This is a genomic window from Ferdinandcohnia sp. SAFN-114, assembly GCF_059415045.1.
On the sequence record NZ_JBPFDQ010000018.1, the window covers coordinates 1 to 26032 of the forward strand.

Sequence of the window (26032 nt, forward strand, 5' to 3'; positions counted from 1 at the left end):
CAAATTAATGAAAAAGTGTTAAATTTAATATGGATAGGTGTTTTATATATGTCTCATTTGGCTAGGTCAGTTCAATCTCTTGATCTTTTTATATCTAGATATACATTTATACATTGAATCTTTAATGGAATTTTTTTAGGTGCTGATTAAATTTAGATGTTTTTTTGAAGTAAGTGATAACTTATATGAACAGGTGCGTTGATCCAATAAGGGTTAAATACATCTTTTTGTTGAAAGTATTAAACTAACGGAGAGTTGTCTGAACAAGATTTTATACCCGGTATGAAATTAGTGCTAGTATTCATGAAAGTCAGATGAAAAATCATTATATATATCCCATTTAGTTAAAAAAAGTGTATAATTTTCTTTACGTGTGGCTAGATTTTTTCGCTTGTGTTTCGCAAGTGTTGACTATAATGGTGGGAACATTCGCTTCTCCGATTCTTATCTGCATGGTGGTATACTTTAATGTTACTCCGCGCCTTTCGCCTAATGAGTAGCCACACGTTATTTTTAAAGGAGTTTTTAATAATGGAATTTCACGATATAAAAACACGAAATGATCTTGCTGATTTTCTTGAAATACCCAGAAAAAAGCTGAGCTATCTATTGTATAAAAATGACATTAATACTTTCTACACTTCGTTTGAAATAGATAAAAAAAATGGTGGCGTTCGAAAAATCAATGCCCCATTAGCAGAACTTAAAGACATTCAAAGAAAACTTGCAGTGGCATTACATAATCATAAGAAAAAAAAGCAGAAGATAAAAAATAATCTCTCTCATGCATTCGAAAAAGAAAAGAGTATCATAACCAATGCAAAAATACATCGGAATAAAAAATTGGTTTTGAATATTGATTTAGAAAACTTTTTTGAAAGTTTTCATTTTGGTCGTGTAAGAGGTTTTTTTATTAAAAATAATAATTTCCGATTATCTAGTGAAGTAGCCACAGTTATTGCACAATTAACATGCTACAAAGGAAACCTGCCGCAAGGAGCACCAACTTCTCCAATCATTACAAACCTAATCTGTGAGATACTCGACCAAAGACTATTGAAAATTGCAAAAAGGCACAAGTTAGACTATACACGTTATGCAGATGATTTGACATTTTCTACTAATGATGAAAAATTCTTAGATTTAGAAACGGAGTTTTATAAATTATTATCAAGTGAGTTAATACGAGCAGGTTTTAAAATTAATGAAAAGAAAAAAAGGTTACAACTTCGGGATTCAAGACAGGTTGTAACTGGACTTGTTGTAAATAAGAAAATTAACGTTAATAGAATTTTTTACAAAGAGACTAGGGCAATGGCTCATCAGCTCTACAAAGAAGGAAAGTTTGAGATTAATGGTAAACCCGCCAACCTTAATCAATTAGAGGGAAGATTTGCGTTTATAGATCAATTAACTAGATACAATAACAAATTAGATGGTGAAAAACATAATTTTTATAATTTGAGTTCGAGAGAACTACAATATCAAAAGTTTCTTTTTTATAAATACTTCTACGCTAATCCAAAGCCAATAATTGTGACTGAAGGTAAAACAGATATTGCTTATTTAAAAGCAGCTTTAAAAAATCTCTATAGTGAATATCCAAATTTAATTACAAAAAATAGTGATGGATTATTTGAGTTTAAAGTATCTTTTCTAAATAAGACTAAAAGATTGGCTTACTTTCTAGGGATTTTTCAGGATGGGGGGAGTGCACTAAATAATATATATAATTTCTTTGATGCTAAGACTAATAAATCCTTTCCTAGTTATATGAGATATTTTAAGAAGATAAGCAACACTTTACCAAATAACCCTGTAATTTTAATGTTCGATAATGAGATTAAGAGTGGGAAGAATAAACCTATAGGCAATTTTATTAACCACGTAAAGCTTGATGATAAAAAAAGGGGTATCTTAGAGGATAAATACATGGTTAATATTATTGACAATTTATACCTTCTAACCGTACCTTTAATTAATGGAAAACCCGAATGTGATATAGAAGACTTATTTGAAAACAATACCATTTCGCAAAAAATTGGCGGAAAAGAATTTTGTAAAAAGGACCAGTATGATCACTCAAAATACTATGGAAAAGAAATTTTCTCTAAGTATATTTTAGATAACTATACTGATATAAACTTTAATTCATTTAAATCGGTCTTAACTAACATAAACAATATAATAGAAATATACTCAATGGGGCTTAGTGATACGGGGGGGAATCTTGAAGCAAAAGGTTTAGATAAGAGTAGTGAGGACAAATTTCTTTTAGAAGTCTAAAAATAGGAAACTTTTCAATAATTAAATTGACAAATGCCATTCGTGACATTAACAGCTTAACCAACATATTTAGAGGCTTCAATATGTAAGGTTCTTTTTGTACTTATCTTAGATTACTAACAGGCATTCCTGTAAAAACTAAAAGTATTAGAATTTGTAAGTCTTTCTTATGTTACAAGCTTGGCAGCGTTCCGATAATTATGAACTATAAATAGGAGAAGTTTGTAATGAATGTACCTCAACTAACGTGTAGCTTTAGTTGAAGAAGACAAAAATAGCAGATTATATAAAAAACGCTCAGTTTAAGCTACTGAGCGTTTTTGCTTCCCATTTACAATGCTTATTGGTGCGTTATTTACATTGTTATTTAGTATATTTCTCGCCATCAACCGAACCCATTACCTTTTTAAGGAGATGCTCTTAATTTATCTCTACTTTGTTACTGTATCATAAATCTAAAATATGCTTATTGAAAATATGATTCAGATAACGTCAGTATACTTACCAATAACTCTATTGCATGGCCAAGGAAATGCCCCTAATGAATATAAGGCATCAGTTCTCTCAACTTTTCCTCCGCTACTCTCCTAGCTTCTTCAATATCCTTGTATCTTCCGTAATAAGTACCTTTTACATTCACAATCCAATCTTGGTTTGTTTCATCCCAGGAAACGCCTCTGATGCCACTTTTGCTTCCTTTTCTTGATCCAAGTCTGTTTTGTTGATTTTGACTTATGGTTGCGTTCGTTAGGTTGCTTTTTCGATTATCCAATGTATTATGATCTCTATGATCAATAACCATTCCCTCAGGTGTATTCATAATATACCTATGCAAATATATTCTCTGTCCTTCTGAATTATTAGCAACTGCATAGGGGTACCCGTTTCCCTGATAATAGAACCATGTATATCCATTCGCTTTTACTCGGTCCAGGTCCTCCTTATCAATTAATTTGGTCGTTCTACATGATGTATATCTTGAGTATGAGGATTATCACGCTCAATTAGATTTTGTAATTATTACGCATAAGTTCATCATGGTTCTAGAGGTTAAAAAGCTGTTTGGTAATATACATGTTACTGATAAAGGTGAATTTCAACGATTGATTACTAAGAATAATAGAATTGTGAACAAAGAGGGCATGTATAGCCCAATAAACCAAGTAGAAAGACATGTAGCAATTCTTGAAAAACTCCTTAAAGATAAAGGAGTAATCGAAAGCTGCCCAGTCAAATATGCTGTTACTTTTGCAAACCCTAAAACCATTTTAGACATTTCTAAAAAGGCACCAGCGAGCATACAATCTAGTGTCATTCGACATGATCAGATTAAGACATTCATAAAAAGTGAATTAGTGAAAAAGCCACCTGTATTAATGAGTGATCAGAAACTCTACGAAATTGCTGATACCGTCCTAAAATTTAGTAAAGAAAAAGCATTTAACATTGAGGACTACAAGTTAGACCCGCAACAAACATCACTGAAGAATTCAACAACAAAAAATACTACTACTTCGAGTATAAGTAGTCATATTGATAGTGATTTAAAGTCATCACTATCAGATTTTCGTTTAAGACGTTCAAAAGAACTCAATGTTAAACCTTACTATATCTTTACTAATAAAATATTAGATAGTCTTCTAGTGAAAAAGCCGCTCACAATAGACCAGCTTTTAGAGATTGAAGGTATTGGTCATAAAAAAGCAGATGAATTTGGAGAAGATATAACATCTATCATTAATGGAAACTATAACGTGGATTCCCAAGTCAAAATGCCTTCAACAAAAATTCAGTCAAAAATTAGTAGCAGAGAAGAAATAAAATCGGCTTTAACTGCATTTAGAACAAAACGTTCAAAAGAGCTAAGCGTTAAGCCATATTACATTTTTACAAATAATACTTTGGAATCTATTCTTGATAAGAGACCCGACACTATTAATAAGCTGTTAGATATAGAAGGTATTGGACCCAAAAAAGCTGATGAGTTTGGTCAAGAAATATTGAGCATTTTAAAAGTTTAAAAGAGTAGTATTCAAAATTAAATAGTATATTAAAACTAAAAGCCCACCAAGTAGCAAAAACAATACGCTACTCAGTGGGTTATTTTATTTTTTTTATTTACTTCTTCTTTTTACGAGGCTTGCCATTCTTGCTCACATAATTGCCGTATGACTTTTGCAGCCTCTACGCTTTTAAAAGGAGACGGTGGAACCGCCCCCTACAAATTGCTGGGACAAGGGACCTGTCCCTCTGACCCTCCTAGTAGTATATTCCTCATGTAACCAGGATATTATTTACTAAAATATCCATTTAGTGGTAATATAGTCCTACACGAGAGGGGTAGAGTAATGTACGAAATTGTTGATTCGGAAAATAAGTTAAAAGAGTTTAATAGGATATGGATGGAATGCTGGAAAGAAAAAGGTTATGAAATAGAACCAGTAAGGGGGGAAAAGTTTTTATTTAAAAATGATAAGGTTTATGTGGGAACTATGGAATTAACCCCGATTCACAATGATTTTCCGTTCAAAGAACATCCATCAGTAAAGGGGAAAGTTTTTGAGATTGACAAACATGCTATTTTACCGGAACATCGTCGTAGCAAAATTTTAGCAAACATACTATCAACAATTTACCAGTTTGGTATCGAAAATGAAGTTACTTGTTTTGTCGCGTTGATTGAACCTAAATTATTCAAAGCATTAAAAGTGTTTTACAAACTACCAGTATACCAACTAGGAGAAAAGTTCTGGTATAAAGGAGATGAGGTAGTTCCATTTGCAATTCTACCAGAGGATGTTCTAAATGAAGAGAATTACCCTTGGTATGTAGGGAAGAGATTTAAAAGGGCTGGTTCACACGAATTAGGTGTTTCGCTATATTTTTTACACAAAATATGCTGAGGCTAAAGCAAAGGCGGATGCTCAAGCAGTGCAGTCGCAGCTTCAAGTCAAGGATCAGAGGACTTTGCCAATTGTACTGAACTAAGAAAGAAATATCCAAATGGAGTAGCTTCTGATCATCCAGCCTATCAACCGAAAATGGATAGAGATAAAGATAATTTTGCTTGTGAAAGATAGTATATTATCACTTAGTAGACTTTTCTAAGTATTGAATTATGAATAATCCCTTCTCAACTAATGAGATGGGATTATTTTTTTTGATTTCCTTAACAAACCAAATGGTACATTGATATATCGAATTTAGACTCGAGTCGTAAGTGCTTGAAATGCAAGGGAATAATTCAGGGTTTTTTGGAATTTAATAATAGTTGATAGGAATAATCTTAGAATGTACTATTAACAATATGATGATAGTGTTAATCTATGTTATGATTCTGAGATTTTTAGATTGAACAGTATGAAACTATTATAGGAGAGTCCTGAAATGAAAAAGAGAATCAACTATTTATTCTTACTTTTAACGATCATCTTTATATTTGGTTGTACCAACGTAGAAGATCCATCCATTACAGATGGAGCAACAGCTCCGCAAGACGTAACGACAGGTGATACAAATAATACTAAAAAAGAAGAAACTACCACTACGGTTGTTGATGAACCAGTAGTCGAGGAAACACCAACCCAACCAAGTAATGAATTGTTCCCAGGATACAAACTGATTGAAGTTGATGGTGGTGATTTGTCTGGATATCGTGAACCTAACGTCGTCGTTGATATTGGTTTTGGGGACCGTGAATATTGGGCATTTACAAATGAATACGGGCAACTAGTACGTGTCATTGCTGACAAAATCATTTTACAAGATGACCGTAACGAGCCTGTATTATCGTCTGGCAGATATTACTCTGATGAGGCAAAGGTTCCTGGTGTCGAAAGTGACGTTTTAGATGAAGGACATATCATTGCCGATTCTCTCGGTGGGGTATCGAATGCTTATAACATTACCCCACAAGATAGTACGCTCAACCGACATGGTGATCAAGCATATATGGAAGACGCGATACGTCGCGCGGGTGGTGCCACTAATTTTGAAGCAATTATCATATATCCGAATACGGAAACGCAGATTCCTTCAAGTTATCAGTATACCTATACTTTAAAGGGTAACGTGATTGTTGATAAATTTGATAATGTTAACCCTGATGAAGTAAACGCAAAACTTGGTTTAACAGAAAAGAAGCACCCCGAGTCAACTACTCCAAATACAAACGGTGATATTTCTAGCATTGATACAAATGGTAATGGACAGGTGACGATTAAAGAAGCAAAAGCAGCAGGCTTCAGTATGCCAATAACGAGTGACCACTGGTTATACCAATATATGGATGACCGTGATGGTGACGGTATGGTGGGTGAGTAAACCGTTATAACTTTGAGGCACAATAAATGAACGAAAGAACATATTCATTAGACGATTTATAACAACTTGTGAAAGTGTATCCGTACAGGAACAACTGAAGTGAATGGTCATATCATCTAAGTTTGTCCGTGTGCCCTCTGGTGAAGTACAAAAAGTGGGATAAATAACGTAAAAAAGAAGATGAACCTTACATTTTGTAGAGACATCTTCTTTCTCTTTAAATGGGGGGCACCAGCCCCTTTGGCTATTCATATTCTTGTGAATCATCTTCCCCCTTTAACTATTAAATTCAATATTGCCCAATGCGTACCGACCTTCGAAAAATTTCGGGGCGTCACTGTGACGCTTTGTTTATTTTCACTGCTTCTCCCTTGGCAGCAGACAAATATAATCCATTAATAATTTGTTGGAGATAGACACCTTGTTCAGGTGTACTTAATGGGAGTGTGCCATTTAAACAGGCATCTACAAATCTTTTAATCTCTTGTTCATGAAAGTTTTGTTTTGGTAAATGTGCTGGTGTAATGTCGATTAGGGACTCGTACTTTTCTTGATAAATCTTTAACGGAAAGACATCAGCTCCACCTTGGTCACCCATTAAGGATACGCTCATTTCTTCTCCTTTTTCTACATTAGCAGCAAAGGCTGTTTCCAAAAGGATAGACGCACCATTTTTGAAAGTGATCATCCCACGGGCCATATCTTCAACCGAAAAATTCTCCCAATCCCATGAACCCATTAGACCTACGCCTTTTCGGTTCCCTAACTTTTGGTAAGTTACACCCAAAACAGTATCAGGCTCCGGGTAGCCCATCAGATATAAAGCTGTGTCTAGCATATGTACCCCTATATCAATTAATGGACCTCCACCTTGGAGTTCCTTATTTGTAAAAACTCCCCATCCAGGAATCCCCCGACGGCGCATCGCTGTGACACGGGCAGCATAAATTTCTCCAAGTTCTCCGCCATCGATAAATCGCTTTAGCATTTCAACTTGAGGGGCATAGCGAAAATGAAAGCCATATGTTAGTATTTTCCCAGCCTTCGAGGCAGCAGCAGCCATCTCCTCTGCTTCCTTTGCTGTTATTGCTGGCGGTTTCTCACATATAACATGACAGCCAGCATGTAGGGCAGCGATTGCAGCAGGATGATGGAACTTATTTGGGGTACAGATACTCACTGCATCTAATGGAACCTCTTGTAGCATTTCTTCATAACTTGAAAAAACGTGCGGAATGTGGAAATCCGCTGCTAGTTTATCAGCTTTTTCTTTTACGACATCACTTACGGCCACAACCTCAACCTGCTCGCCACATTTTAAATAGTTTGGAACATGTACATCCCTTGCGATACCACCTGCTCCGATAATTCCTACCCTTACTGTTTTTCCCATGTTTTTCACCACTTTCTAAATGATTATCCTAATTTATATGCTAGGAATAGCTTAAATAGCCAGCACGATAAATCTAAACCTATAATGTTGGCTTATTTAAAAATGAAAACCAGATCTTAAATGTCTTAATCATAGGGTGTGACTGAGAAATAGCGAGTTTACCCACTATGGACAGCCTGGGTCAGCTCCTCTTCCATCATGCTGTGTTGATTGGCTGGCCAAAAAAATAAAGTGCAGAGTCATGTACTGTTACGTTTCATCACTCTGCACTTCTATTTTATGATACACTATTCTTTTTTTTATTTACTACTAAAAGCTAAACTTAATTCCAATTTTAATCCAACACCGGCAGTTTAACAAGTACATTCAATTGTTCACCAGACTTGATGTCCTTTAGGATACCATCTTCAATATGCTGATCATTTACATATACTTCTACCATTCTTACATTTTCGTCTCGCTTCATTTCAATATGGAGTTCTGCCCCTCTAAAAGTACGTGTAACAGAAGCTTCATTCCAGCTTGAAGGGAGCTGAGGATTGATATGAAGTCCTTCTTTTGTTCCTTTTATTCCAAACAATCCATCAATGATAGAACGATATACCCAAGATACTGTTCCTGTATTGAATAAATGGCTAGAGCGACCTGCCGTACGTGGGAATTGTCGATATGCACCACGGTAATAGTTCGGAATGAACACAGGTAATTGTCCACGTTGAATCACGTCATTCATGTCAGGGCCAGGAATCATTTTTCGAAGTAAACGGAATGCATTTTCTGACTCACCTGCGTGGTACAGCGCATAGATATAGAAAATTGCCGCATGATTATAGACAGATCCATTTTCTGCTGAACCTGGATGTTTTTGAGTGACCCGACCTACATCCTCACGCATCGCAGTGTAAGCTGGACCGAGCATTTCAACTCCATATGGAGACTCCAACTGGTCAATGACAGCTTGTAGTAGTTTCGGTTTTTTTGCTTCATCAGCTGCTCCACTTAATAGTGCCCAACCTTGTGAATTTAAAAAAATCCTACCTTCCTTATCTTTGCTAATCCCAAAGATCACGTTATCATCAGTGATACCGCGTGCGTACCATTCTCCATCCCAGAGATACTTATTAATCACTTCGTTTGTGTTTTCTGCTTCCAGGCGATATTCCTTGCTTAGCTCACTTTGCCCTGCAGTTTTACAAATTTCAGCCCAAATGGCAAATGCGTATGCAGAAGCTGTTGTTAGCCAACCTGAAACACCTTTCCCTTTATACCCCACCATATTCATAGGGTCACACCAGTCGCCTTGATTAATATAGTTAAGTCCCCGCTCATCACGATCACGGATCAGCCATTGCATAGCTAAATGAATATGTTCAAAGACAGTTGCCGTTTTGTTTCCGCCTTCAAAAGGAACAACTTCTTCTAAAATGCTATAATCATTTGTTTCATCTAAATAGGCGCTTAAGCAAATTGGTAACCAAACACAATGGTCTGTATGTGGTACTTGGTTGATATATTTTAATTCTGCATCGGGATGCAAAATGATTCCATCAGGCATTGCACCAGTTTCCTTTTGCTGACTTAATGCTACTAGAAACGCATTTCTTGTCATCTGTGGCTTAATATAACTCATCCCCATATTATCCTGAAGATAATTACGTGTTTGAGGATCTGTCGAAAGGCGATTTGTTATACCATGGTAGTACATTTGACGTGGAAGCCAGTGGTTTACGAAATTATCTAAGTGTGCATCCGGTGTCTTGATTTGAAGAATGCCTTTACCGTCCGCAATATACTCTGCATATTCTTCCTCAGCCATTGTAAATCCATCTAAACCGTTTTCCGATTTTGTTTCAAAATATTTTTGACGGATTGTTAAAATGTCCTCATCTGTTCTGGCTGCTCCAAATAGGAAACGATATTCTCTTTCCTCTCCAGCATCTAGTTCCTCTTTGTACTGAAGCACTGCAGTCGGCATTTCATAACGTGCATCTCCTTTTGAGAGTTCGTCTTGGTGGATGGCTGTTGGAGATGTGATACCACCTTCACCTTCAAATGCCTCCTGATTGACTTCCCAAGAGAAAGGCTTTTGGTCGGCTACTAAAAACGTTTTATCCTTAAAATATTTGATCTTATCATAATCTTGGTATTTCTGATAAGGCGTAATGGAGGAACAAATAATCCCTTGTAATGCTTCGCTATATTCACCAGACTGGTTCATCCATGACATATACCCAACGGAGAAATAAGGATAGATGCTTAGTTTTCGTTTCTCGGATGAAAGATTTGTCACTTTCACACGCCAAAGCTCCATCGCTTCATCTTTTGGTAAACTCAAGGTCATTTCAATCAAAATATCATTTCGTTGAACCTTCCAAACAATATTCTTCTTTCCTACCTTAAATGAATACTGATCAGGAAGGATACGCATAGGTTCATAAGGGGCAGAAAACGTATCGCCATTCTCTTCATCCTTTATAAAAACAAAACGACCAGGATGATGAGCATAATAAGGTTGTTCTGGCTGCATAAATGTCTTTGCTTCCAAATTGGGTGCATGAGAGTATTTAGCAGGTTCTGGTTGCATAAATTGCGAAACGGCATAGCCTCGACAATTGACATGAATCATCATCTTATTGTTCCATAAAAAGCCTGAAGCCTTTGGCATACTTGTTGGACTCGTTAATTCATACGATTCATTGTTATCTGTTGCTCTAATCATGTTATTCCCTCTCTTCTGTTGCCTTGGTAACTGATATTTATCTATTACTTTTAAGCTAATGGTTTGTAATTGGTATTTATATGTGATTTTGTTGCTTCAATAATCCATAGACTGCCCCTAATAAATTGGCATGTTGACGAAGTTCACAGGTCGCAATTGTAGGTTTAATCTTTGCAAGGTCAATGGCTGAAATAATAGCATCTAGTTTTTTATTGACATTTGTGATCAAGTCTTCTCTAGCACTAATGCCGCCACCAATTAAGATGATTTCAGGGTCATAGATATAGTGGAGATTATAGATACCAACAGCAAGCAAATGATAAAATTCATCAATGGCTTTCATACAATCTTTGTCTCCAGCATCGGCCATCGAAAAAATCTCTTCGCCTGATAATTCTTCAGGGTCCAATTGTTTGGCTTTTGCCACCTTCCGGACCAGTGCTTTAGTCGATGCGGTTCGAGCCCATACATCATTACTATCGGAAAAATTGGTGTTAAGTAACATGTATCCAAACTCGCCACCATGAAGGTTTGCGCCTTTATGGAGGTGACCATCTTTAAAAATAGAACCTCCAATTCCAGTTCCGATGACCATGACCATCACATCTTTTTTCCCCTTCGCTCCACCCTTCCAGACCTCTGCATAGCCCGCACAGTTTGCATCATTTTCGTGAAATACAGGAAGGTTTGTACGTTCTGATACGAGTTTCTTGATATTGGGACCATGGATATAAGGGAGCGCGCTCGAGCCATATACCACCCCTTCATATGAAACCGCACCACAGCTGCTTATCGCAATTCCTTCTGCATCTGAACATGTTTTGCTATAGGTTTCGAGTAAATCTAGTAAACCATCGAGAGTTTTAGGTGTTCTCTCCTTCGATGAGTGAAGGATCTGCGCATCCTCATCGACAATTCCGCATTTCACATAGGTTCCACCAATATCAAAGGCAATGTATTTTCTCATGTTGTTTCCCTCGTTTGTTAGGATAGGACTAGACCCTTGGAATCTCATCGATTTCAAGGGTCTGACAGTGCTTTTTAGCTTATTTATAGAGTTCGTCATTCTCCACTTCGAACTCTTTGGTTTCGATGAGTTGCTTGTACCAGTACGCAGACTTCTTAAGTGAACGATTTCGGTTATTTTCTAGATCAATGGACACAAGTCCATAGCGATTCTTGAATGCGTTCATTGGTGATACATTGTCAGTGAATGCCCAAAGCATGTATCCTTTACAATTTGAGCCTTGTTCAACAGCTTTTAATAGCCATTTCAAGTGCTCGCTAATGAACTCAATTCGGTAATCGTCTTGAATGATGTTCTCTTCATTCTTGAATCTTCCTTCGTTTTCAACACCCATACCATTTTCAGCAATGAACCATTCGATATTTCCGTACTCTTCTTTCATTCTCATGGCCATGTCAAACATGATTTGCGGGTAGATTTCCCAGCCGCGGTAAGGATTCATTTTCTTACCAGCAAGCTCATGTTTTTCGTAGTAATATTCCGGATGGAATGGTGTGTCTTCATTCCACGCAGATGTACGAGCTTTTACACGGTGTGGGAAATATAAGTTAATCCCCACATAATCAACCGTATTTTCCTTGATCAGCTGAAGTTCTTCTGCTGTATGTTCGAACGTAATATCGTGTTTTTCCATTAATTCAAATAATTCTTGAGGGTATTCCCCTTTAATCGCAGGATCTAAGAAGACGCGATTGAAAAATAAGTCATAAATTCTTTCCGCTTTTTTGTCATGTTCTGAGGATGAACGAGCATAGGTAACCTCTGGATTTAGGATGGATCCAATTTTGGCACCTGTTTTTTCTTTTAATCCCATTTCTTTGAACAATTTAACAACCTTCGCAGTAGCAAGACCTTTGTTATAGTTCCATTGCATCCATTTTTTTGTATTTTGTTCAAATGGCCAACGAATGGAATCTAAATAGACACGCGTTTGAACAACAACAGGCTCATTGAAAACAAACCAATGCTTCACACGGTCGCCATAGCGTTCAAACACTTTTTCAGCATATTTAACAAATAATTCTACAACATGCTTAGAGCCCCAACCGCCGTATTTTTCAAATAAGTATGCTGGTTGCTCATAGTGTTCAAGGCAAATCATCGGTTCAACACCATTCGCAATCAGTTCATCTATTACATTTCCAATATAGCTTGCATATTCTTCATCAACGATCGCATTTTCATAATCAGTTAAGAAGCGTGACCAGTTGATGGAGGTACGGTAATGAGTAAGTCCGATCTCCTTCATAAAGCCAACATCTTCTTTATATCGATTGTAAAAATCAGTTGCAACCGCTGGGCCATAGCCGTTATGCCATACATTTTTATTGTTTTTATACCATAGGTCTAGGTAAGAATCTTGGAAATCCTTTTTCCCCGTCCAGCCTTCTGTTTGCCAAGCTGAAGCTGCAGCTCCAATGATAAAATCCTCCGGTAGCCTCATTGTTTGTTTTTCCATTTCTCATCTCTCCCCATGTTATGTTCTCGTTTTATAATTTCACAAATTTCCGGTAGTCTGTCGGAGTCATTCCTGTCACCTTTTTGAACACGGCAACAAAATACTTGTATTCGTGAAATCCTACTTGTTCCGATATTTCATTCACTTTAAACGGTGTTTCCGCAAGTAACACTTTCGCTTCTTCTACTCGTAACTGGTTCACATATTCATTAAAGTTAACGCCCGTTTTTTGCTTAAATAAGGAGCTAAAGTAATTCGGAGTAATATTAATGACATCCGCTACTTCGTGAACCTTAATATTCGTCCGGTAGTAATCCCTAATATAGTTCTTCGCCTGATCGATTAGCATATCTTGTTTGTCCAAACCTTTTAGAAGTAAATTCTTTGTCTGTTCTACAAGTCTTGCATAAGTTCCCTTCAATTCCCCAATTGAAATGGATCGATCATTCCAAACAAACAGTAGCTCAAAAGATTCACTGTGAATTTCTTTTGAAAAGGGTTCCTCTCCAAGAATGCAGGTAAGTAAGATATTCTCCTCTGTAAAAAATGAGATAGAGTTGAGTCCATATTCTTGTAACCCATGCTCTATTGTTTTCTTCCACTCATTTTTAAAAGACCGAATCTCTTCAGAAGAGAGGTTTGCTACTTTTTCCGTATATTGCCGTTGCATACTGACAAATGGAAAAATAGGTATGTGCACATACCTTTCCAGTTGAGTAGGATTATCCCCTTGCAGATCAGATAGCTGCTGAATCATAGCATTCTGCAATTCAGCTTCGTATTGTTCCTTTTGCCTCTTTTGTTCTAATTTGATTTTATTTTTGATTTGGTTTACCACTTCGACAAGCTCATCAATATCAACCGGTTTTAACAAATAATCTTTCACACCGACCTGAATTGCTTTTTGTGCATACGCAAACTCATCGTATCCGCTAATGATAATGGTGCGAATATGCGGGAAATGTTCATGTAGATAGGTTGCAAGTTGCAAGCCATCCATCTTCGGCATCCTGACATCGGTAATCACAATATCAATGTTTCCATGTTGGATTACTTTCTGAATGGCATCTTCACCATCGTGTGCTGTATCAACCACTTCCACACTGATGGTTTCCCAAGGAATCGTTTGCTGCAACCCGCGAGAAATAATAGGCTCATCATCCACTATTAACATCTTACATGTCATGACTCATCACCTGCATTCTCTACCTGTTTTGTGTCCCATAAAAGGGGAAGTACAAGCCTAACCAATGCGCCTTCTTCAGGTTTTTCGATACGTAATCCGTAAGGTTCTCCAAACACAATGGATAGTCGCTCATTTATATTACGAAGGGCGTAGCCTGTATCCGTTCGTTCACTCTTGAAACCCCATCCGTTATCAATCACGTCAATCCAAATCTGATCATCGACTTTATAGCAACGAATCGTGATGACTCCTTGATTAGGCAGTTCGTGAAACCCGTGCTGAATGCTATTTTCAACGAGGGGCTGAATCAATTGTTTCATGATAAATGTCCGCTTGATGTCATCATCCATATCCACGTAGAATGCAAGGCGTTCTCCAAGGCGGCTCTTTTGTAGTTCTAAATAAGACTTAATATAATTCATCTCTTCTTCGAGCGTTACCCATGTTTTTCCCTGATTAAGATTCATCCGGAACACTTTCGATAATTGCTCGATCTGCTGTCCTGTTTCCATTGCGTTTTCAAGTCGTGCTGTCCACCGAATCATGTCTAACGTATTGTAAAGAAAATGTGGATCAATTTGGTTTTGTAGGGCCTTTAACTCTGATTCTTTTTGCTTAATCTTCAGCTTGTATTCTGTATCAATGAGCCTTTGGATGGTCTTCACCATTTTGTTAAAGCGCATCCCCAAGCTCCCAATTTCATCATTTGACGTTACCTCTACACTTGCAGTAAAATCTCCTTTTTCAACCTGTCGTGTTTGGTAAGTTAAGTCGATGATACGTTTGATATGGGTGCGATAAAAACCAACTAATGCAATAGCGCCAAAGATCAAAAGAAGGAAAATCATATACCCTACTGAGCTCCGAACCTTATAAAGCCCTTTAACCAGATCCTTTTCCTTGACCATCACAACCGAAGTCCAATTTGTCCCACTGAGCTTTTTCTTAACGACTTTGTACTCCTCATCCTCTAACGTAATGTCATACGTAGGCTGTTCCCCTTGACTTAGCCAGTCAATAAACTCCCGATCCGGAAATGTTTGTCCGATAAGAGATGGATTTGAATGGAGAATGACTTCACCCTTACTTGACATCAACAGATAATTTCCTTGTTTCACATCAAAGGCTTTGAGAATCTTTTCTTGGTCAAGACGTATTCGTACCATCCCAATCGGTCGATCGATATCGTTTATATCGTTAATCACCCGAGATAGGCTTATGACATATTTCTCTCCACCCCAACCGCTCTCAACCTTGTAAGAATCACTCCATATGGGTAATCCCTTGCCTTCCTCTGCAGCCAGGTCTAAGCCATTTTCGTCTGCAGAAACCGGTTCACCAAATGTTAATTCACCACTAACCCCTTTTAAAAGAATGGATGAAATATACTCATTTGACATGAGCTGAAAGGTAAAATAGCCTTTCATTCCTTCCACATTTTGATTAAAGGAGGTGGAAGTTTCTACTGATGAATTAAAAAATGTACGGAAGTCCTTATTGTAAATCATGTAAGCGGACATACTCTCGACATCGCGGATGATGGACATAAGTTTTTGTTCATCTTTACTAAGTCGGTCTAAGATGTCTTCCTCCACTTGTTTTTTTAGCACTTCCGTTGTTTGGTTATAGATGAGTATTCCAAATAATGCTGTTGGAATAGTGATAAAAACAAGGAAAATGAGTAAGAACTTTCGTCTTAAGCCCCAGTTTTGGATCATTTTGCATTCAACCTTTATGTTATACCCCAAGTTGTGGGGGGATGAAGACAGGAACGGTAACCCATAAGCTGGAGTTCAAAACCCAACCTTATCCTTTTACCGCACCAGCCGTCATACCTTTTACAATATTCTTTTCAAAAATGATATAGAAAATTACAATTGGAATTAATGACATCGTTAATCCAGCCATTTGTGCGCCATAATCTGTTGTAAACTGACCAGCAAATTTCGCAAGTCCTAATGGCAGTGTTTGTAGTTCTGGATCATTAATTAGAACTAACGCGAACGAAAATTCGTTCCAATTGTAGATAAAGTTCAAAATCATAACCGTCGCTAATGCCGGACGTGACATTGGCAAGATAATCGACCAGAAAATACGGAATATTCCACAACCATCCATAACCGCTGATTCCTCAATATCCTTAGGAAATGCCTTCATGAAGCTTGTTAAAATAAAAATCGTAATTGGCAAATGGAATGCGATATAAGGGAACAGTAGTGTAATTGGTGTATTTAATAGACCTAAATTTTTCATCAAAATAAACATAGGTACTAATGTTGCATGAATTGGAATCAATAATCCAAACACGAAAAATCCATATAACCATTTACTCAACTTGAAATCAAATCGAGATAAGAAATAGGAAGCTAATGCCCCGATAAAAACGGTTAAAGCTGTTGCTGTTACCGTAACAAAAATACTATTTTTAAATAGTACTCCCAGGTTCGCAATTTCCCACGCATTCGCAAAGTTATCGAATACAAACTCCTTAGGGAATCCTAACTGGTTCACCGCAAATTCCTTATCGGATTTAAAGGCGTTGATTGCCATCCATAGAATTGGATATGCATTTATTATAGCGAAAAAGATTAACGCAAGATAAATAAGTGGTTTCTTACTACTTTTTTGCTTCGATACTTTATTCGTTTTCTCCACTATGTCCACCTCCTATATCATTTTCTTTCCTAATACTTTGTTGACGACAGCAATTAAGATAAGACTAAAGAAGAAAATGAATACAGACACAGCACTACCATATCCATATTGTAATTTCGAGAATGTTTCATTAAACATATAGAGTGCCATAACATCTGTTGAGTGGGCTGGTCCACCATTTGTCATGACATAGATTAAGTCAAATGTCTTCAAGCTACCTGAAATACATAGGATAACCGCAACTAATATGGTATCCCAAATCATCGGAACCGTGATTTTCCAAGTGGTGGCCCATTCAGATGCTCCATCCATCTTGGCTGCTTCTAATACTTCACCAGGTACATTTTGCAAGGCTGCTAAGAAGATAATCATGTACAGACCAACGAACTGCCAAATGACAACAACTAAGACAGCGATCATGGTCCATTTGGTATCCCCTAACCAGTTTTGCGCTAGAGAATCAAGTCCAACTGTTCGTAACACTTCATTGATTAACCCGTTTCGAGAATTATAAATTAAGCTCCATGTTAATGAAATAACAACTGTTGATAAAACAACAGGTAAAAAGCCAATCGTTCTAAATAGCTTTGCACCTCTTATTTTACGGTTAAGTAAGAGCGCGATGAATAATGCGATCGGGACTTGCCCCAATACAGAAGCTAATACGACATAAATATTATTTTTTACTGAATTCCAAAAAAGAGGATCCGAGAATAACTTTTTAAAGTTGTCTAATCCAATAAAAGTCATTTCATTGAATCCGTTCCATTCCATTACTGAATAATAAAAGGACTGGAGAATTGGATAGATGGCAAACACAACGTAGAGGATGAAGGCCGGTAAAATTCCTAATACGATTGCGACCTTGCTAGTCTTTGTTAATTTCATGTTCTCCCCCCTAAATGCTCACAGGTTACTTAGAAATCAAGTAACCTGTGATGGACATTATTTGCTTTCTGCTTCTTTTTGCATTTCTTTTGCAAGTTGTTCAGGTGTTTTGTCACCTAATGTAATGGATTGAAGACCATTGTTGATAATATCTGTTAATTCAGGTGTTAATGTTGCATCGTATACAGGTGCTAATCCACCTTTTACATAACTATTTGCATCCTGGAAGATTTGTGGAATGCTGTCATCCATCTCAACATCTGCAGGTACAATAATGTTTGCTTTAATTAAACCTTGGTATAACTCTTCATCATAGTAGTATTTTAGGAATGTGAATGCTGCTTCTTGTTCTTCTTCACTTAACTGGCTGCTAACTGCGATACCGCCACCAGCAACACCCGCGATTTTTGCTTGATCTCCATTTCCACCTTCAAAGCTTGGGAATGGTGCTACACCGATGTTATCCGCATTTTCAACACTGTCTAAAATTGGACCAATTGCCCATGAACCTGCAAAGTGCATTGCAGAAGTACCTTTAATAAATTCATTTCTTGATTGAGCTTCATCAAGAGTATTCATATCTTCATTAAATGCATTCATTTTTGTTAATTCATCAATTACTGATAATGCACTAACAAACTGTGGATCTTCAAAAGAAGCTTCTCCGCTCAATGCTTTGTTTAAGAAATCACTTCCTGTAAAACGATCTCCGATTGTAGAGATGTATACAGACTGTAATGGCCAAATTGCTTTGTTACCTAAAGCAATTGGAGTAATACCTTTTTCATCAAGTGCTTTTACAAGTTCTTTAAACTCTGCATATGTTGCTGGAAACTCATCGTATCCAACCTCTTTTAGCATTTCTTTATTGTAATAAATTAAGCTTGTAATACTTACGTTACCTGGGATTGCGTAATAGTTTCCATCAACCGCATAGTCTTGAAGGATTGAATCTGGAATAACCCCTTCCCAATTATCAATGATTGGGTTAAGTGGAAGAATTGCTCCACCTTCAGCTAAAGGCGCTGTTCTTGCACCAGGCCATACACGCATTAAGTCAGGTAATTGATTTCCTGCTGCCTGTGTTCTTAGTTTTGTTTCATATTGATCATGAGGAATTTCTTCGATTTTCACTTGAATATCTTCATGCTCTTCGTTAAATTTCGCAATAATGTCTTTTGAAAGTGTATTTTCCGGACGATCTTCGGTCCAGTCAGTCCAAAGATTTAACTCGATTGCGCCATCCTTTGAAGAACCTTTACTTTCTTCGTCTTTGCCACCACATGCGGCTAGTGCCAACAGCATTACAGCTGCCAGTAGGATAAATCCTAATTTCTTCATATATATTCCTCCCTTTTTATCTTCCGTTGAAGCGTTTTCATCATCTTACAATGATTATTATACCGCTTTCATTTTTTTCAACTATCCTACAAATCTATAAAAACATCCAAAATTCTCGGCGAGCTAATTTCGGTTAAATACCTTGGCTATACGCCTGAAAATCAACGTTTTCATATAGCAGAATACTAATTTCACAGTATAACAGCTATGCTTACATACTTCTTTTCCACACAAAATCAATTCAAACAAACGATTGATTGAATTTATAGTTTCATGACATTACTGGCTTAGACCATTAAACAAACGTTTGTTTGAAATCGACTTTCATAAGAAAAGCCCGATTAGTACAGATTTCGTACTATCGAGCCGTATTTTTTCTACTATAATATAAGATTGTGTTGGATTAGTACATTAGGTAAAACAAGGGGACAGCGGAACCGTCCCCCTTGTTTCTATTTGTCAACTACAAAATGAGGATTGTGTAGGATTTCATCAACTATCTCTTCCGTATTTCTAAGATTCGTGTCTAATAAGTATGGATGATTTTGAGGACTGGATTCCAATTGTTCTAATAAAAATAAGGCGCGGTCAATTAATTCAATATCTCCCCGCTTGTTAATCCGTTCAATGAGTGTCTCCTTATCTGCTCTCAATACAATATAGTTCAGTGTAACTTGCAAATCAGAAATTTGTTTGTTAAACCACTCAAGTTCATCTTCTACCACAAAGTCAATGACGACATTATAGCCATTTTGAATAAAACGTCTGGTTACATGGAGGATATTCTGCCACGCTAATCGCAAGGATGTCTCCCATGATGCTTCTGCTCCATATTCAAACATGTGTAAGAACTTATCACCTTCAATAAGAATACAGTTTTCAACCTTTTGAGCTAGACTTTTTGATGTTGTTGATTTCCCGACACCAACTGGACCTGAAACGAGAAAGATTTTTTGATTTGACACTGGTACGATTCCTTCCTAAGCTTAATTTCGTATGACAAAAATCATCCTCATTTTCCATCTACACCGAGTGCAATTGCCCCCGCCAATCCAGCATTGTCTCCCAATCCCGGTAGAACAATGTAGTTGTCTATATTCTCTGGTGTTATTTCTGGAAGTGCGACATAGCCATTGAGCAATTCCAACACTTGTTTTCGTACTAACGGCAGTAAGTGCTCTTGTTTCATCACGCCTCCGCCAACGACAATCTTTTTCGGAGATAAGACCAAAATATAATTCATTAATGCTTGCGCTACATAATAAGCTTCCATTTCCCATACTTGCGGATGGTCTGTTAATTCTTGGCCCTTTTTGTTCCATCGTTTTTCAAGGGCGGGTCCCGCTGCAAGACCTTCTAAGCAATCCCCATGATACGGACAGAAACCATCAAACGTATCATTCGGATGACGCTTCACCAAGATATGGCCCATTTCAGGGTGAGTTAATCCTTGGTATGGCTTACCATCGATGACAGCTCCGACACCAATTCCCGTTCCTACTGTCATATATAAGCAACTGTCAAAACCTTTCGCAGCACCCCAAGTTGATTCAGCTAATGCTGCTGCGGTTACATCCGTATGAAAACCAATGGGGACATCAAACTGTTTTTTAAGTTCACCGACGATATTATAATTTCTCCATTTTACCTTTGGTGTTTCTGTGATATATCCATACGTTTCGCTTGCTCGATCTACATCAATTGGACCAAAAGAGCCAATCCCGATTGCCTCAACCTCTTTTTCATGGAAAAATGAAAAAACCTTTTCCATTGTTTCTTCTGGTGTGGTGGTTGGGAATGTCACTCTTTCGATAACTTCCCCGTGTTCATTTCCGATTCCACAAACAAATTTTGTTCCGCCGGCTTCGATTCCGCCAATTAACATATCATCCAACCTTCTTTCCAGTTTAGATTGCTACTAACGGGACAGGGCGAGAATCCCATATCCCGCTTTTTTATACTGCTGGACAAATTCCATTGTAAAGTCACGTCTTAGCAATGGTTTGATTACCCGTTCGTCTCTACCTTACTGTATCGAATTGATTGCTGATACACGTAACATATCAAGATCAACTTTTTCATTCTCGAGATGGCCGATTTCGATAGTCTTCGATTCGTTTGGCAATAAATCAAAGAAATTATCACTAAAATGAATTTTCTTTGCTGGTATTTCTAGTTTTACCATCCTTGCAAGATTATCTGTTTTAATCGTAGCCGTTTGGTTCTCTTTGTCTACGACTACATCAAGTTGAGCTTGTGGAAGGGCTAAGTCTTTTTGGTCTCTTAAATAATACACATTGTGTTGTGCTTTACCATCTGTAGAAGAAAGGTGTACAACCACCTCATTAGCTGGGTACCCTTTTAGCACCTCTTCTTCTGTAAAACTTGTAATCTCAACTGAAGAATTCCCCTTAACCTCAACAGGGATTGTCGTCTTAAACAATTCTTCCCCATTAAAGCTTTCAATCTTTAACTCTAGTTCATCCGTATATGCCTCTACATAATCATTAACAACCCAAATCTTCAGGTCACTTCCTACATCATGATCAATCGTTAGTAATAACGGGTGGAAAAATTTCTTCGCATAGAAGTATGATGCCTTAGGTAGTTGATAATAATCAATCATTGACCAACTTGTACCTGGCCAGCAATCATTTAGCTGCCATACAAGCGCACCGCTTGTAAACGGCTTGTTACGACGATAATGCTCAATTCCACATTTCAATCCTTCTGCTTGGGTTAGCATAGAGAAATTCATATATTCCTCAATATCCGTTGGGATGCCCGTGTAACCTTCCATTAACATGATGCCTTTTTGGTGATGATAATCCTTGTTGCGATAAGACATTTCATCACTGCCCCAGTAGAAGGTTCCTTCAGGAAGATTATCTTCTAATGTAAAACGATTGGCTGAAGCATGCATACCAAACTCACTACTAAAACGGGTAAAATCCTTTTTATAGTTTTTGAAAGATACACCTTCAACACTATAATCCTGCCCTAAGTTCTCTCCAAACTTTCGAGGTTCCACATTACCATGCCATACCTGCCAATTGTGACGGTCTCCCACTTCTTGAGAATCATGGTCATTGCCACCATATGGAGAGCTTGGCCAATAAAGGCGACTCGTATCCAACTCGTCTAGTAATTCAGGAATCAACTCATGATAGATTTTTTCACCGTAAAATGGGGTGTTGATGTTTCCTGCTGTATATTCCACTTCATAAAGCCAATCATTTTCGTTGTTTCCACACCATATAGCAATCGATGGGTGATTACGTAGCATTTTGATGGCTGCCTCTATTTCGGTTCGTACATTTTGCATATAGTTATAGTTGTAATCCGGGTATAGCGCACATGCAAACATGAAATCCTGCCAGACTAGCATACCTAGACGATCACATTCCTGATAGAAGATGTCTCTTTCATAGATTCCACCGCCCCACACACGAATCATGTTCATATGTGCCTCTCTAGCTTGCGTTAAGAGCTGGCTATATCTTGAATCAGGTGTTGCTCCGATAAAACTATCAATTGGGATCCAGTTTGCACCTTTCGCGAAAATTTCTACCCCATTTAGTACGAAGGTAAAACGGTTATTACCTTCCGCATCCTTTTGCATCACCTCAATGGTACGAACACCAACCTGTGTTGTTTCCGAATCGATCGTCTCATCGTCACACAGTAGTTCAACATCAAGCGTGTATAGGTGAGGTGTACCTAAATCATGCGTCCACCAAAGCTTTGGATTTTCAAGTTCGATTGTAAAATTCACATGGTTTCTCGTTACCTGAGCTGTTTTGATCATCCCATTACTTCCATCATGAAACTTCACATTCACAGCTAATGGCTTATTGCGAACAAACGTCTTCGTGTCGACATCAATTTCGACGATCGCTCTATCATTCTTGATTTCTACTGTTCTTGCAAAAACACTATCAATCTTGGCTATTTTTCTTTTTTCGAGTCGAACCTCTTTCCAAATACCTGTCGTTACGATTTGCGGACCCCAATCCCAACCAAAGTGAGACTGAGCTTTACGAGCCCAAATCCGATCCTTCCCATAACCAGCCCAATAGTTCTTTTCCTTTTCCTTTAATACATCAGCTACCACATCAAATTTAACCGCAATGATGTTTTTTCCATCAAGGACCTCTCGTGTTACATCGAATACATGAGGAATATACATATTTTCAGTAGAGGCAATTTCGCATCCATTTAAATAAACCGTTGCATACGTATCGAGTCCTTCAAAGATTAATTCTAAGCGCTCATCGGATTGGAGATTTTTCTTATCATAGTGAAACTCCGTACGGTACCACCAAATTTTTTCCGAAACCCATTTAGATTTCAAATCATTATGTCCAAAGAATGGGTTATCGATTAATCCCTTTTGAATTAACGTCGAATGAACATCACCAGGTACATTTGCCGTCATCCAAAAATGATCAATATAGTCTGGAGCAGCGATTACTAAATCACGTTCTTGGCCTTCCTCGAAATACTGGATTTTCCAGTTATGTGTTAGTTTCATTTGTTGTCATCCTTTTCGCTTCCATTATTCAATACCTTCAAACATTCAATGCTCGGTAGATTTCCTCAATATGAACCTCAGCTAGTGCCATTACTTGATCTGCACCGCCATAATAGATTTTCACGATATCATCTTCGAATAATGCACCACATGTGAAGACAACATTTCCAAAGAATCCTTCTACTTCGTATGGTGCTTCAGGAACAAGAATTGGGGATTCTGTTTTTGCTAAAATCTTATTTGGATCTTCTAAATCAAGTAATACAGCACCTAATGTGTAACGATTGTCACGGTCTGCACCATGATAGATTTCAATCCAGCCTTTTTCCGTTTTGAACGGAACAGCTCCACCACCAATTTTTTGTGATTGCCAGCCTTCTTCCACACCCATTAGGAATTTATGCTCTCCCCAATGTGTTAGGTTTGGGGAAGTGGCCGTCCACATTTCACCACGTCCAATTTGCTTTGGAACTGGACGATGAAGCGCAAAATAATTTCCATTAATCTTTTCAGGGAAAATCGTCACATCTCGATTTTCGGTTGTAAAAATAATCCCAAGTCGTTCTACTGATTTAAAATCCTCTGTTCTCGCCAACGCAGTTGTAATCCCTTTATCTGAAACAGCTGTATAGTTAATATAGTAAAATCCATCAATAAAGCTAATTCGAGGATCTTCAGCACCAAATGCTTCATAACGATTGTTCGGAAAGATAAATGGCTTTTCGTCTACGATAAAGTCGACACCATTTTTGCTTCGCGCAATACGTAAATGGGACATCGAAGTTAAATACACATATGTATCAATATCTATTTGCTTCACTTTTCGAGGGTCGGAATAATCATACGCTGGATTGTTACGGTCAAGATCCAACACATCTACATAAAACTCTTCCCCATCACTCTTTAAAACAGGTACAGTTAGTACATCCGGATTGGTTTGTACAGGCCGCTCTGCTACACGCATCAGTAAAATAATCTCATCTTCATATCGTGCAACACCCGCGTTGAAAACGCACTCAATTGTAAAATCAGGACGTGACGGTATGACATCTTGCGGTCTAATGAGAGGGTTCTTCATACTTCTCTTTATGTCCATTTTTGTTTTCACTTCGTAACTCCTCCTTATAAAACCCTATCGAATCATATTGTTCCAATAATAATGGGGCATGAGAAAAATCCCCTACCCCATCGTCCCTTTTATGGATGAGAAACAATTAATTCCAGGTTCCCTTTCACTTCAAATTCACCTAGTCCCGCTGGTAAGATAAAGTGACTGCCTTTCTTAATTGAAAAACTACCTTCTTCTGTTACAATTTCAGCAGTACCGCTCAATACACTGCAGATTAGAAAAGGCTTGTCCTGATGGAAGGCTGCAGAATCCTCAATATCCCATTTGTACACAGAGAAGTAATGTTCCTTTACAAAAGTAGTAATCGTAGCACCTGAAATTTGTTCAATGCTAGGCTTTACTGTCACCTCTTCATGTGGAATGGTGCTTACCTCGATTGATTTCTGAATATGCAATTCACGCTTGTTCCCATTTTGATCGACTCGGTCATAGTCATAGACGCGGTAGGTTGTATCGGAGCTTTGCTGGGTTTCCAAAATAAGAACACCCGAACATAGGGCATGAATGGTTCCACTTGGTACATAAAAGAAGTCGCCCGGCTTTACCTTCACACGACTCATTAATTGGTCCCACTTGCCTTCTTCAATCATCGAAACAAACTGCTCTTTCGTTTGAGCTGTATGCCCATAGATAATTTCTGCATCATCTTCACAGTCGATTACATACCAGCATTCGGTTTTACCAAGTTCGCCATTTTCATGCTCGTTCGCGTACTCATCATTTGGATGGACTTGAATCGATAAATCATTATTGGCATCTAGAATTTTGGTTAGAAGTGGAAATACGTCCCCTTCCATATCACCGAAGAGCTCGCGATGTCCTTCCCACAGTTCCCCAAGGGTTTTCCCTTCATAGGGACCTTGATTTACAACACTCTGCCCATTTGGATGTGCAGAAACAGCCCAGCACTCGCCTGTTAAGTCTGATTCGATTTGATAGCCAAATTCCGTTCGTAATTTAGTACCGCCCCAAATACGTTCCTGAAATTGTGGTGTTAGAAAAATTGGTTGTTTCACAATAGCACTTCCCTTTCCATTACTTCTGTTAATTAATCGGATAAAAATAAATGTAGTATTTCTTCAAATCCACTTT

19 protein-coding genes and 1 pseudogene are annotated in these 26032 nt (G+C 37.7%); 5 read left to right on the forward strand and 15 right to left on the reverse strand.

Going from position 1 to position 26032, the window contains the following annotated elements:
* Window positions 1-531: 531 nt before the first annotated feature.
* Window positions 532-2286, forward strand: a complete 1755-nt coding sequence (locus ACR65M_RS07805) for a retron Ec67 family RNA-directed DNA polymerase/endonuclease (protein WP_440273028.1) — start codon at window positions 532-534, stop codon at window positions 2284-2286.
* A 538-nt stretch (window positions 2287-2824) separates the two neighbouring features.
* On the opposite strand, the gene ACR65M_RS07810 is transcribed toward ACR65M_RS07805, so the two are convergent.
* Entirely contained in the window at window positions 2825-3106 is a 282-nt protein-coding gene (locus ACR65M_RS07810; protein WP_440273029.1) for an HNH endonuclease, read from the reverse strand.
* A 133-nt stretch (window positions 3107-3239) separates the two neighbouring features.
* Here ACR65M_RS07810 and ACR65M_RS07815 point away from each other — a divergent pair, with 133 nt between their 5' ends.
* The 4 genes and pseudogenes from ACR65M_RS07815 to ACR65M_RS07830 all read left to right on the forward strand — a co-directional run bounded on the left by ACR65M_RS07815 (window position 3240) and on the right by ACR65M_RS07830 (window position 6609).
* On the forward strand, window positions 3240-4307 hold the full coding sequence (locus ACR65M_RS07815) for an HRDC domain-containing protein (protein ID WP_440273030.1): 1068 nt from the start codon (window positions 3240-3242) through the stop codon (window positions 4305-4307).
* Between the two features lie 327 nt (window positions 4308-4634).
* On the forward strand, window positions 4635-5189 hold the full coding sequence (locus tag ACR65M_RS07820) for a hypothetical protein (protein ID WP_440273031.1): 555 nt from the start codon (window positions 4635-4637) through the stop codon (window positions 5187-5189).
* A gap of 48 nt (window positions 5190-5237) precedes the next feature.
* A pseudogene (locus ACR65M_RS07825) lies at window positions 5238-5366 on the forward strand (excalibur calcium-binding domain-containing protein); the annotation flags it as partial.
* Window positions 5367-5673: 307 nt separating this feature from the next.
* Entirely contained in the window at window positions 5674-6609 is a 936-nt protein-coding gene (locus ACR65M_RS07830) for a DNA/RNA non-specific endonuclease (protein WP_440273032.1), read from the forward strand.
* Between the two features lie 334 nt (window positions 6610-6943).
* Here the strand turns inward: ACR65M_RS07830 and ACR65M_RS07835 are convergent, their stop codons facing one another.
* From ACR65M_RS07835 to manA, 14 genes are all read right to left on the reverse strand, one after another.
* Window positions 6944-8002, reverse strand: coding sequence for a Gfo/Idh/MocA family protein (locus tag ACR65M_RS07835; protein ID WP_440273033.1), 1059 nt, complete (start codon window positions 8000-8002; stop codon window positions 6944-6946).
* A gap of 334 nt (window positions 8003-8336) precedes the next feature.
* Complete coding sequence (locus tag ACR65M_RS07840) at window positions 8337-10721, reverse strand: GH36-type glycosyl hydrolase domain-containing protein (protein WP_440273034.1); 2385 nt, start codon at window positions 10719-10721, stop codon at window positions 8337-8339.
* Window positions 10722-10797: 76 nt separating this feature from the next.
* Window positions 10798-11688 carry an ROK family protein gene (locus ACR65M_RS07845; RefSeq protein ID WP_440273035.1) on the reverse strand — a complete coding sequence of 297 codons (891 nt, stop codon included), beginning with the start codon at window positions 11686-11688 and terminating at the stop codon, window positions 10798-10800.
* Between the two features lie 79 nt (window positions 11689-11767).
* Window positions 11768-13207 carry a family 1 glycosylhydrolase gene (locus ACR65M_RS07850; RefSeq protein ID WP_121445565.1) on the reverse strand — a complete coding sequence of 480 codons (1440 nt, stop codon included), beginning with the start codon at window positions 13205-13207 and terminating at the stop codon, window positions 11768-11770.
* A 31-nt stretch (window positions 13208-13238) separates the two neighbouring features.
* Entirely contained in the window at window positions 13239-14393 is a 1155-nt protein-coding gene (locus ACR65M_RS07855; protein WP_440273036.1) for a response regulator transcription factor, read from the reverse strand.
* Window positions 14390-16111: a cache domain-containing sensor histidine kinase gene (locus ACR65M_RS07860; RefSeq protein WP_440273037.1), complete on the reverse strand. Its 1722-nt coding sequence runs from the start codon at window positions 16109-16111 to the stop codon at window positions 14390-14392. The genes ACR65M_RS07855 and ACR65M_RS07860 overlap by 4 nt, the downstream gene beginning before the upstream one ends.
* Window positions 16112-16199: 88 nt before the next feature.
* Window positions 16200-17048, reverse strand: coding sequence for a carbohydrate ABC transporter permease (locus ACR65M_RS07865; protein WP_440273038.1), 849 nt, complete (start codon window positions 17046-17048; stop codon window positions 16200-16202).
* A 12-nt stretch (window positions 17049-17060) separates the two neighbouring features.
* Window positions 17061-17936, reverse strand: a complete 876-nt coding sequence (locus ACR65M_RS07870; RefSeq protein WP_121445562.1) for an ABC transporter permease subunit — start codon at window positions 17934-17936, stop codon at window positions 17061-17063.
* A 57-nt stretch (window positions 17937-17993) separates the two neighbouring features.
* Complete coding sequence (locus ACR65M_RS07875) at window positions 17994-19277, reverse strand: extracellular solute-binding protein (protein ID WP_440273039.1); 1284 nt, start codon at window positions 19275-19277, stop codon at window positions 17994-17996.
* 452 nt (window positions 19278-19729) lie between these two features.
* Window positions 19730-20242 (reverse strand): P-loop nucleotide/nucleoside kinase family protein, encoded by a 513-nt coding sequence (locus ACR65M_RS07880; RefSeq protein ID WP_440273040.1) that lies wholly within the window; start codon window positions 20240-20242, stop codon window positions 19730-19732.
* Between the two features lie 47 nt (window positions 20243-20289).
* Entirely contained in the window at window positions 20290-21162 is an 873-nt protein-coding gene (locus tag ACR65M_RS07885; protein ID WP_440273041.1) for an ROK family protein, read from the reverse strand.
* 141 nt (window positions 21163-21303) lie between these two features.
* Window positions 21304-23811: a beta-mannosidase gene (locus ACR65M_RS07890; protein ID WP_440273042.1), complete on the reverse strand. Its 2508-nt coding sequence runs from the start codon at window positions 23809-23811 to the stop codon at window positions 21304-21306.
* Window positions 23812-23848: 37 nt separating this feature from the next.
* A complete protein-coding gene (locus ACR65M_RS07895) occupies window positions 23849-24907 on the reverse strand; it encodes a glycoside hydrolase family 130 protein (RefSeq protein WP_440273062.1) in 1059 nt (352 codons plus the stop codon).
* A gap of 101 nt (window positions 24908-25008) precedes the next feature.
* Window positions 25009-25959 carry a mannose-6-phosphate isomerase, class I gene (manA, locus tag ACR65M_RS07900; RefSeq protein WP_440273063.1) on the reverse strand — a complete coding sequence of 317 codons (951 nt, stop codon included), beginning with the start codon at window positions 25957-25959 and terminating at the stop codon, window positions 25009-25011.
* Between the last annotated feature and the right edge of the window lie 73 nt (window positions 25960-26032).

Coding starts and splice junctions, on each gene's coding strand:
- ACR65M_RS07855 (WP_440273036.1), bottom strand. CDS start 14,393: ATGACATGTAAGATGTTAATAGTGGATGATGAGCCTATTATTTCTCGC.
- ACR65M_RS07805 (WP_440273028.1), top strand. CDS start 532: ATGGAATTTCACGATATAAAAACACGAAATGATCTTGCTGATTTTCTT.
- ACR65M_RS07895 (WP_440273062.1), bottom strand. CDS start 24,907: ATGGACATAAAGAGAAGTATGAAGAACCCTCTCATTAGACCGCAAGAT.
- ACR65M_RS07810 (WP_440273029.1), bottom strand. CDS start 3,106: ATGAATACACCTGAGGGAATGGTTATTGATCATAGAGATCATAATACA.
- ACR65M_RS07835 (WP_440273033.1), bottom strand. CDS start 8,002: ATGGGAAAAACAGTAAGGGTAGGAATTATCGGAGCAGGTGGTATCGCA.
- ACR65M_RS07820 (WP_440273031.1), top strand. CDS start 4,635: ATGTACGAAATTGTTGATTCGGAAAATAAGTTAAAAGAGTTTAATAGG.
- ACR65M_RS07830 (WP_440273032.1), top strand. CDS start 5,674: ATGAAAAAGAGAATCAACTATTTATTCTTACTTTTAACGATCATCTTT.
- ACR65M_RS07890 (WP_440273042.1), bottom strand. CDS start 23,811: ATGAAACTAACACATAACTGGAAAATCCAGTATTTCGAGGAAGGCCAA.
- ACR65M_RS07850 (WP_121445565.1), bottom strand. CDS start 13,207: ATGGAAAAACAAACAATGAGGCTACCGGAGGATTTTATCATTGGAGCT.
- ACR65M_RS07870 (WP_121445562.1), bottom strand. CDS start 17,936: ATGAAATTAACAAAGACTAGCAAGGTCGCAATCGTATTAGGAATTTTA.
- ACR65M_RS07860 (WP_440273037.1), bottom strand. CDS start 16,111: ATGATCCAAAACTGGGGCTTAAGACGAAAGTTCTTACTCATTTTCCTT.
- ACR65M_RS07840 (WP_440273034.1), bottom strand. CDS start 10,721: ATGATTAGAGCAACAGATAACAATGAATCGTATGAATTAACGAGTCCA.
- ACR65M_RS07885 (WP_440273041.1), bottom strand. CDS start 21,162: ATGTTAATTGGCGGAATCGAAGCCGGCGGAACAAAATTTGTTTGTGGA.
- ACR65M_RS07845 (WP_440273035.1), bottom strand. CDS start 11,688: ATGAGAAAATACATTGCCTTTGATATTGGTGGAACCTATGTGAAATGC.
- ACR65M_RS07875 (WP_440273039.1), bottom strand. CDS start 19,277: ATGAAGAAATTAGGATTTATCCTACTGGCAGCTGTAATGCTGTTGGCA.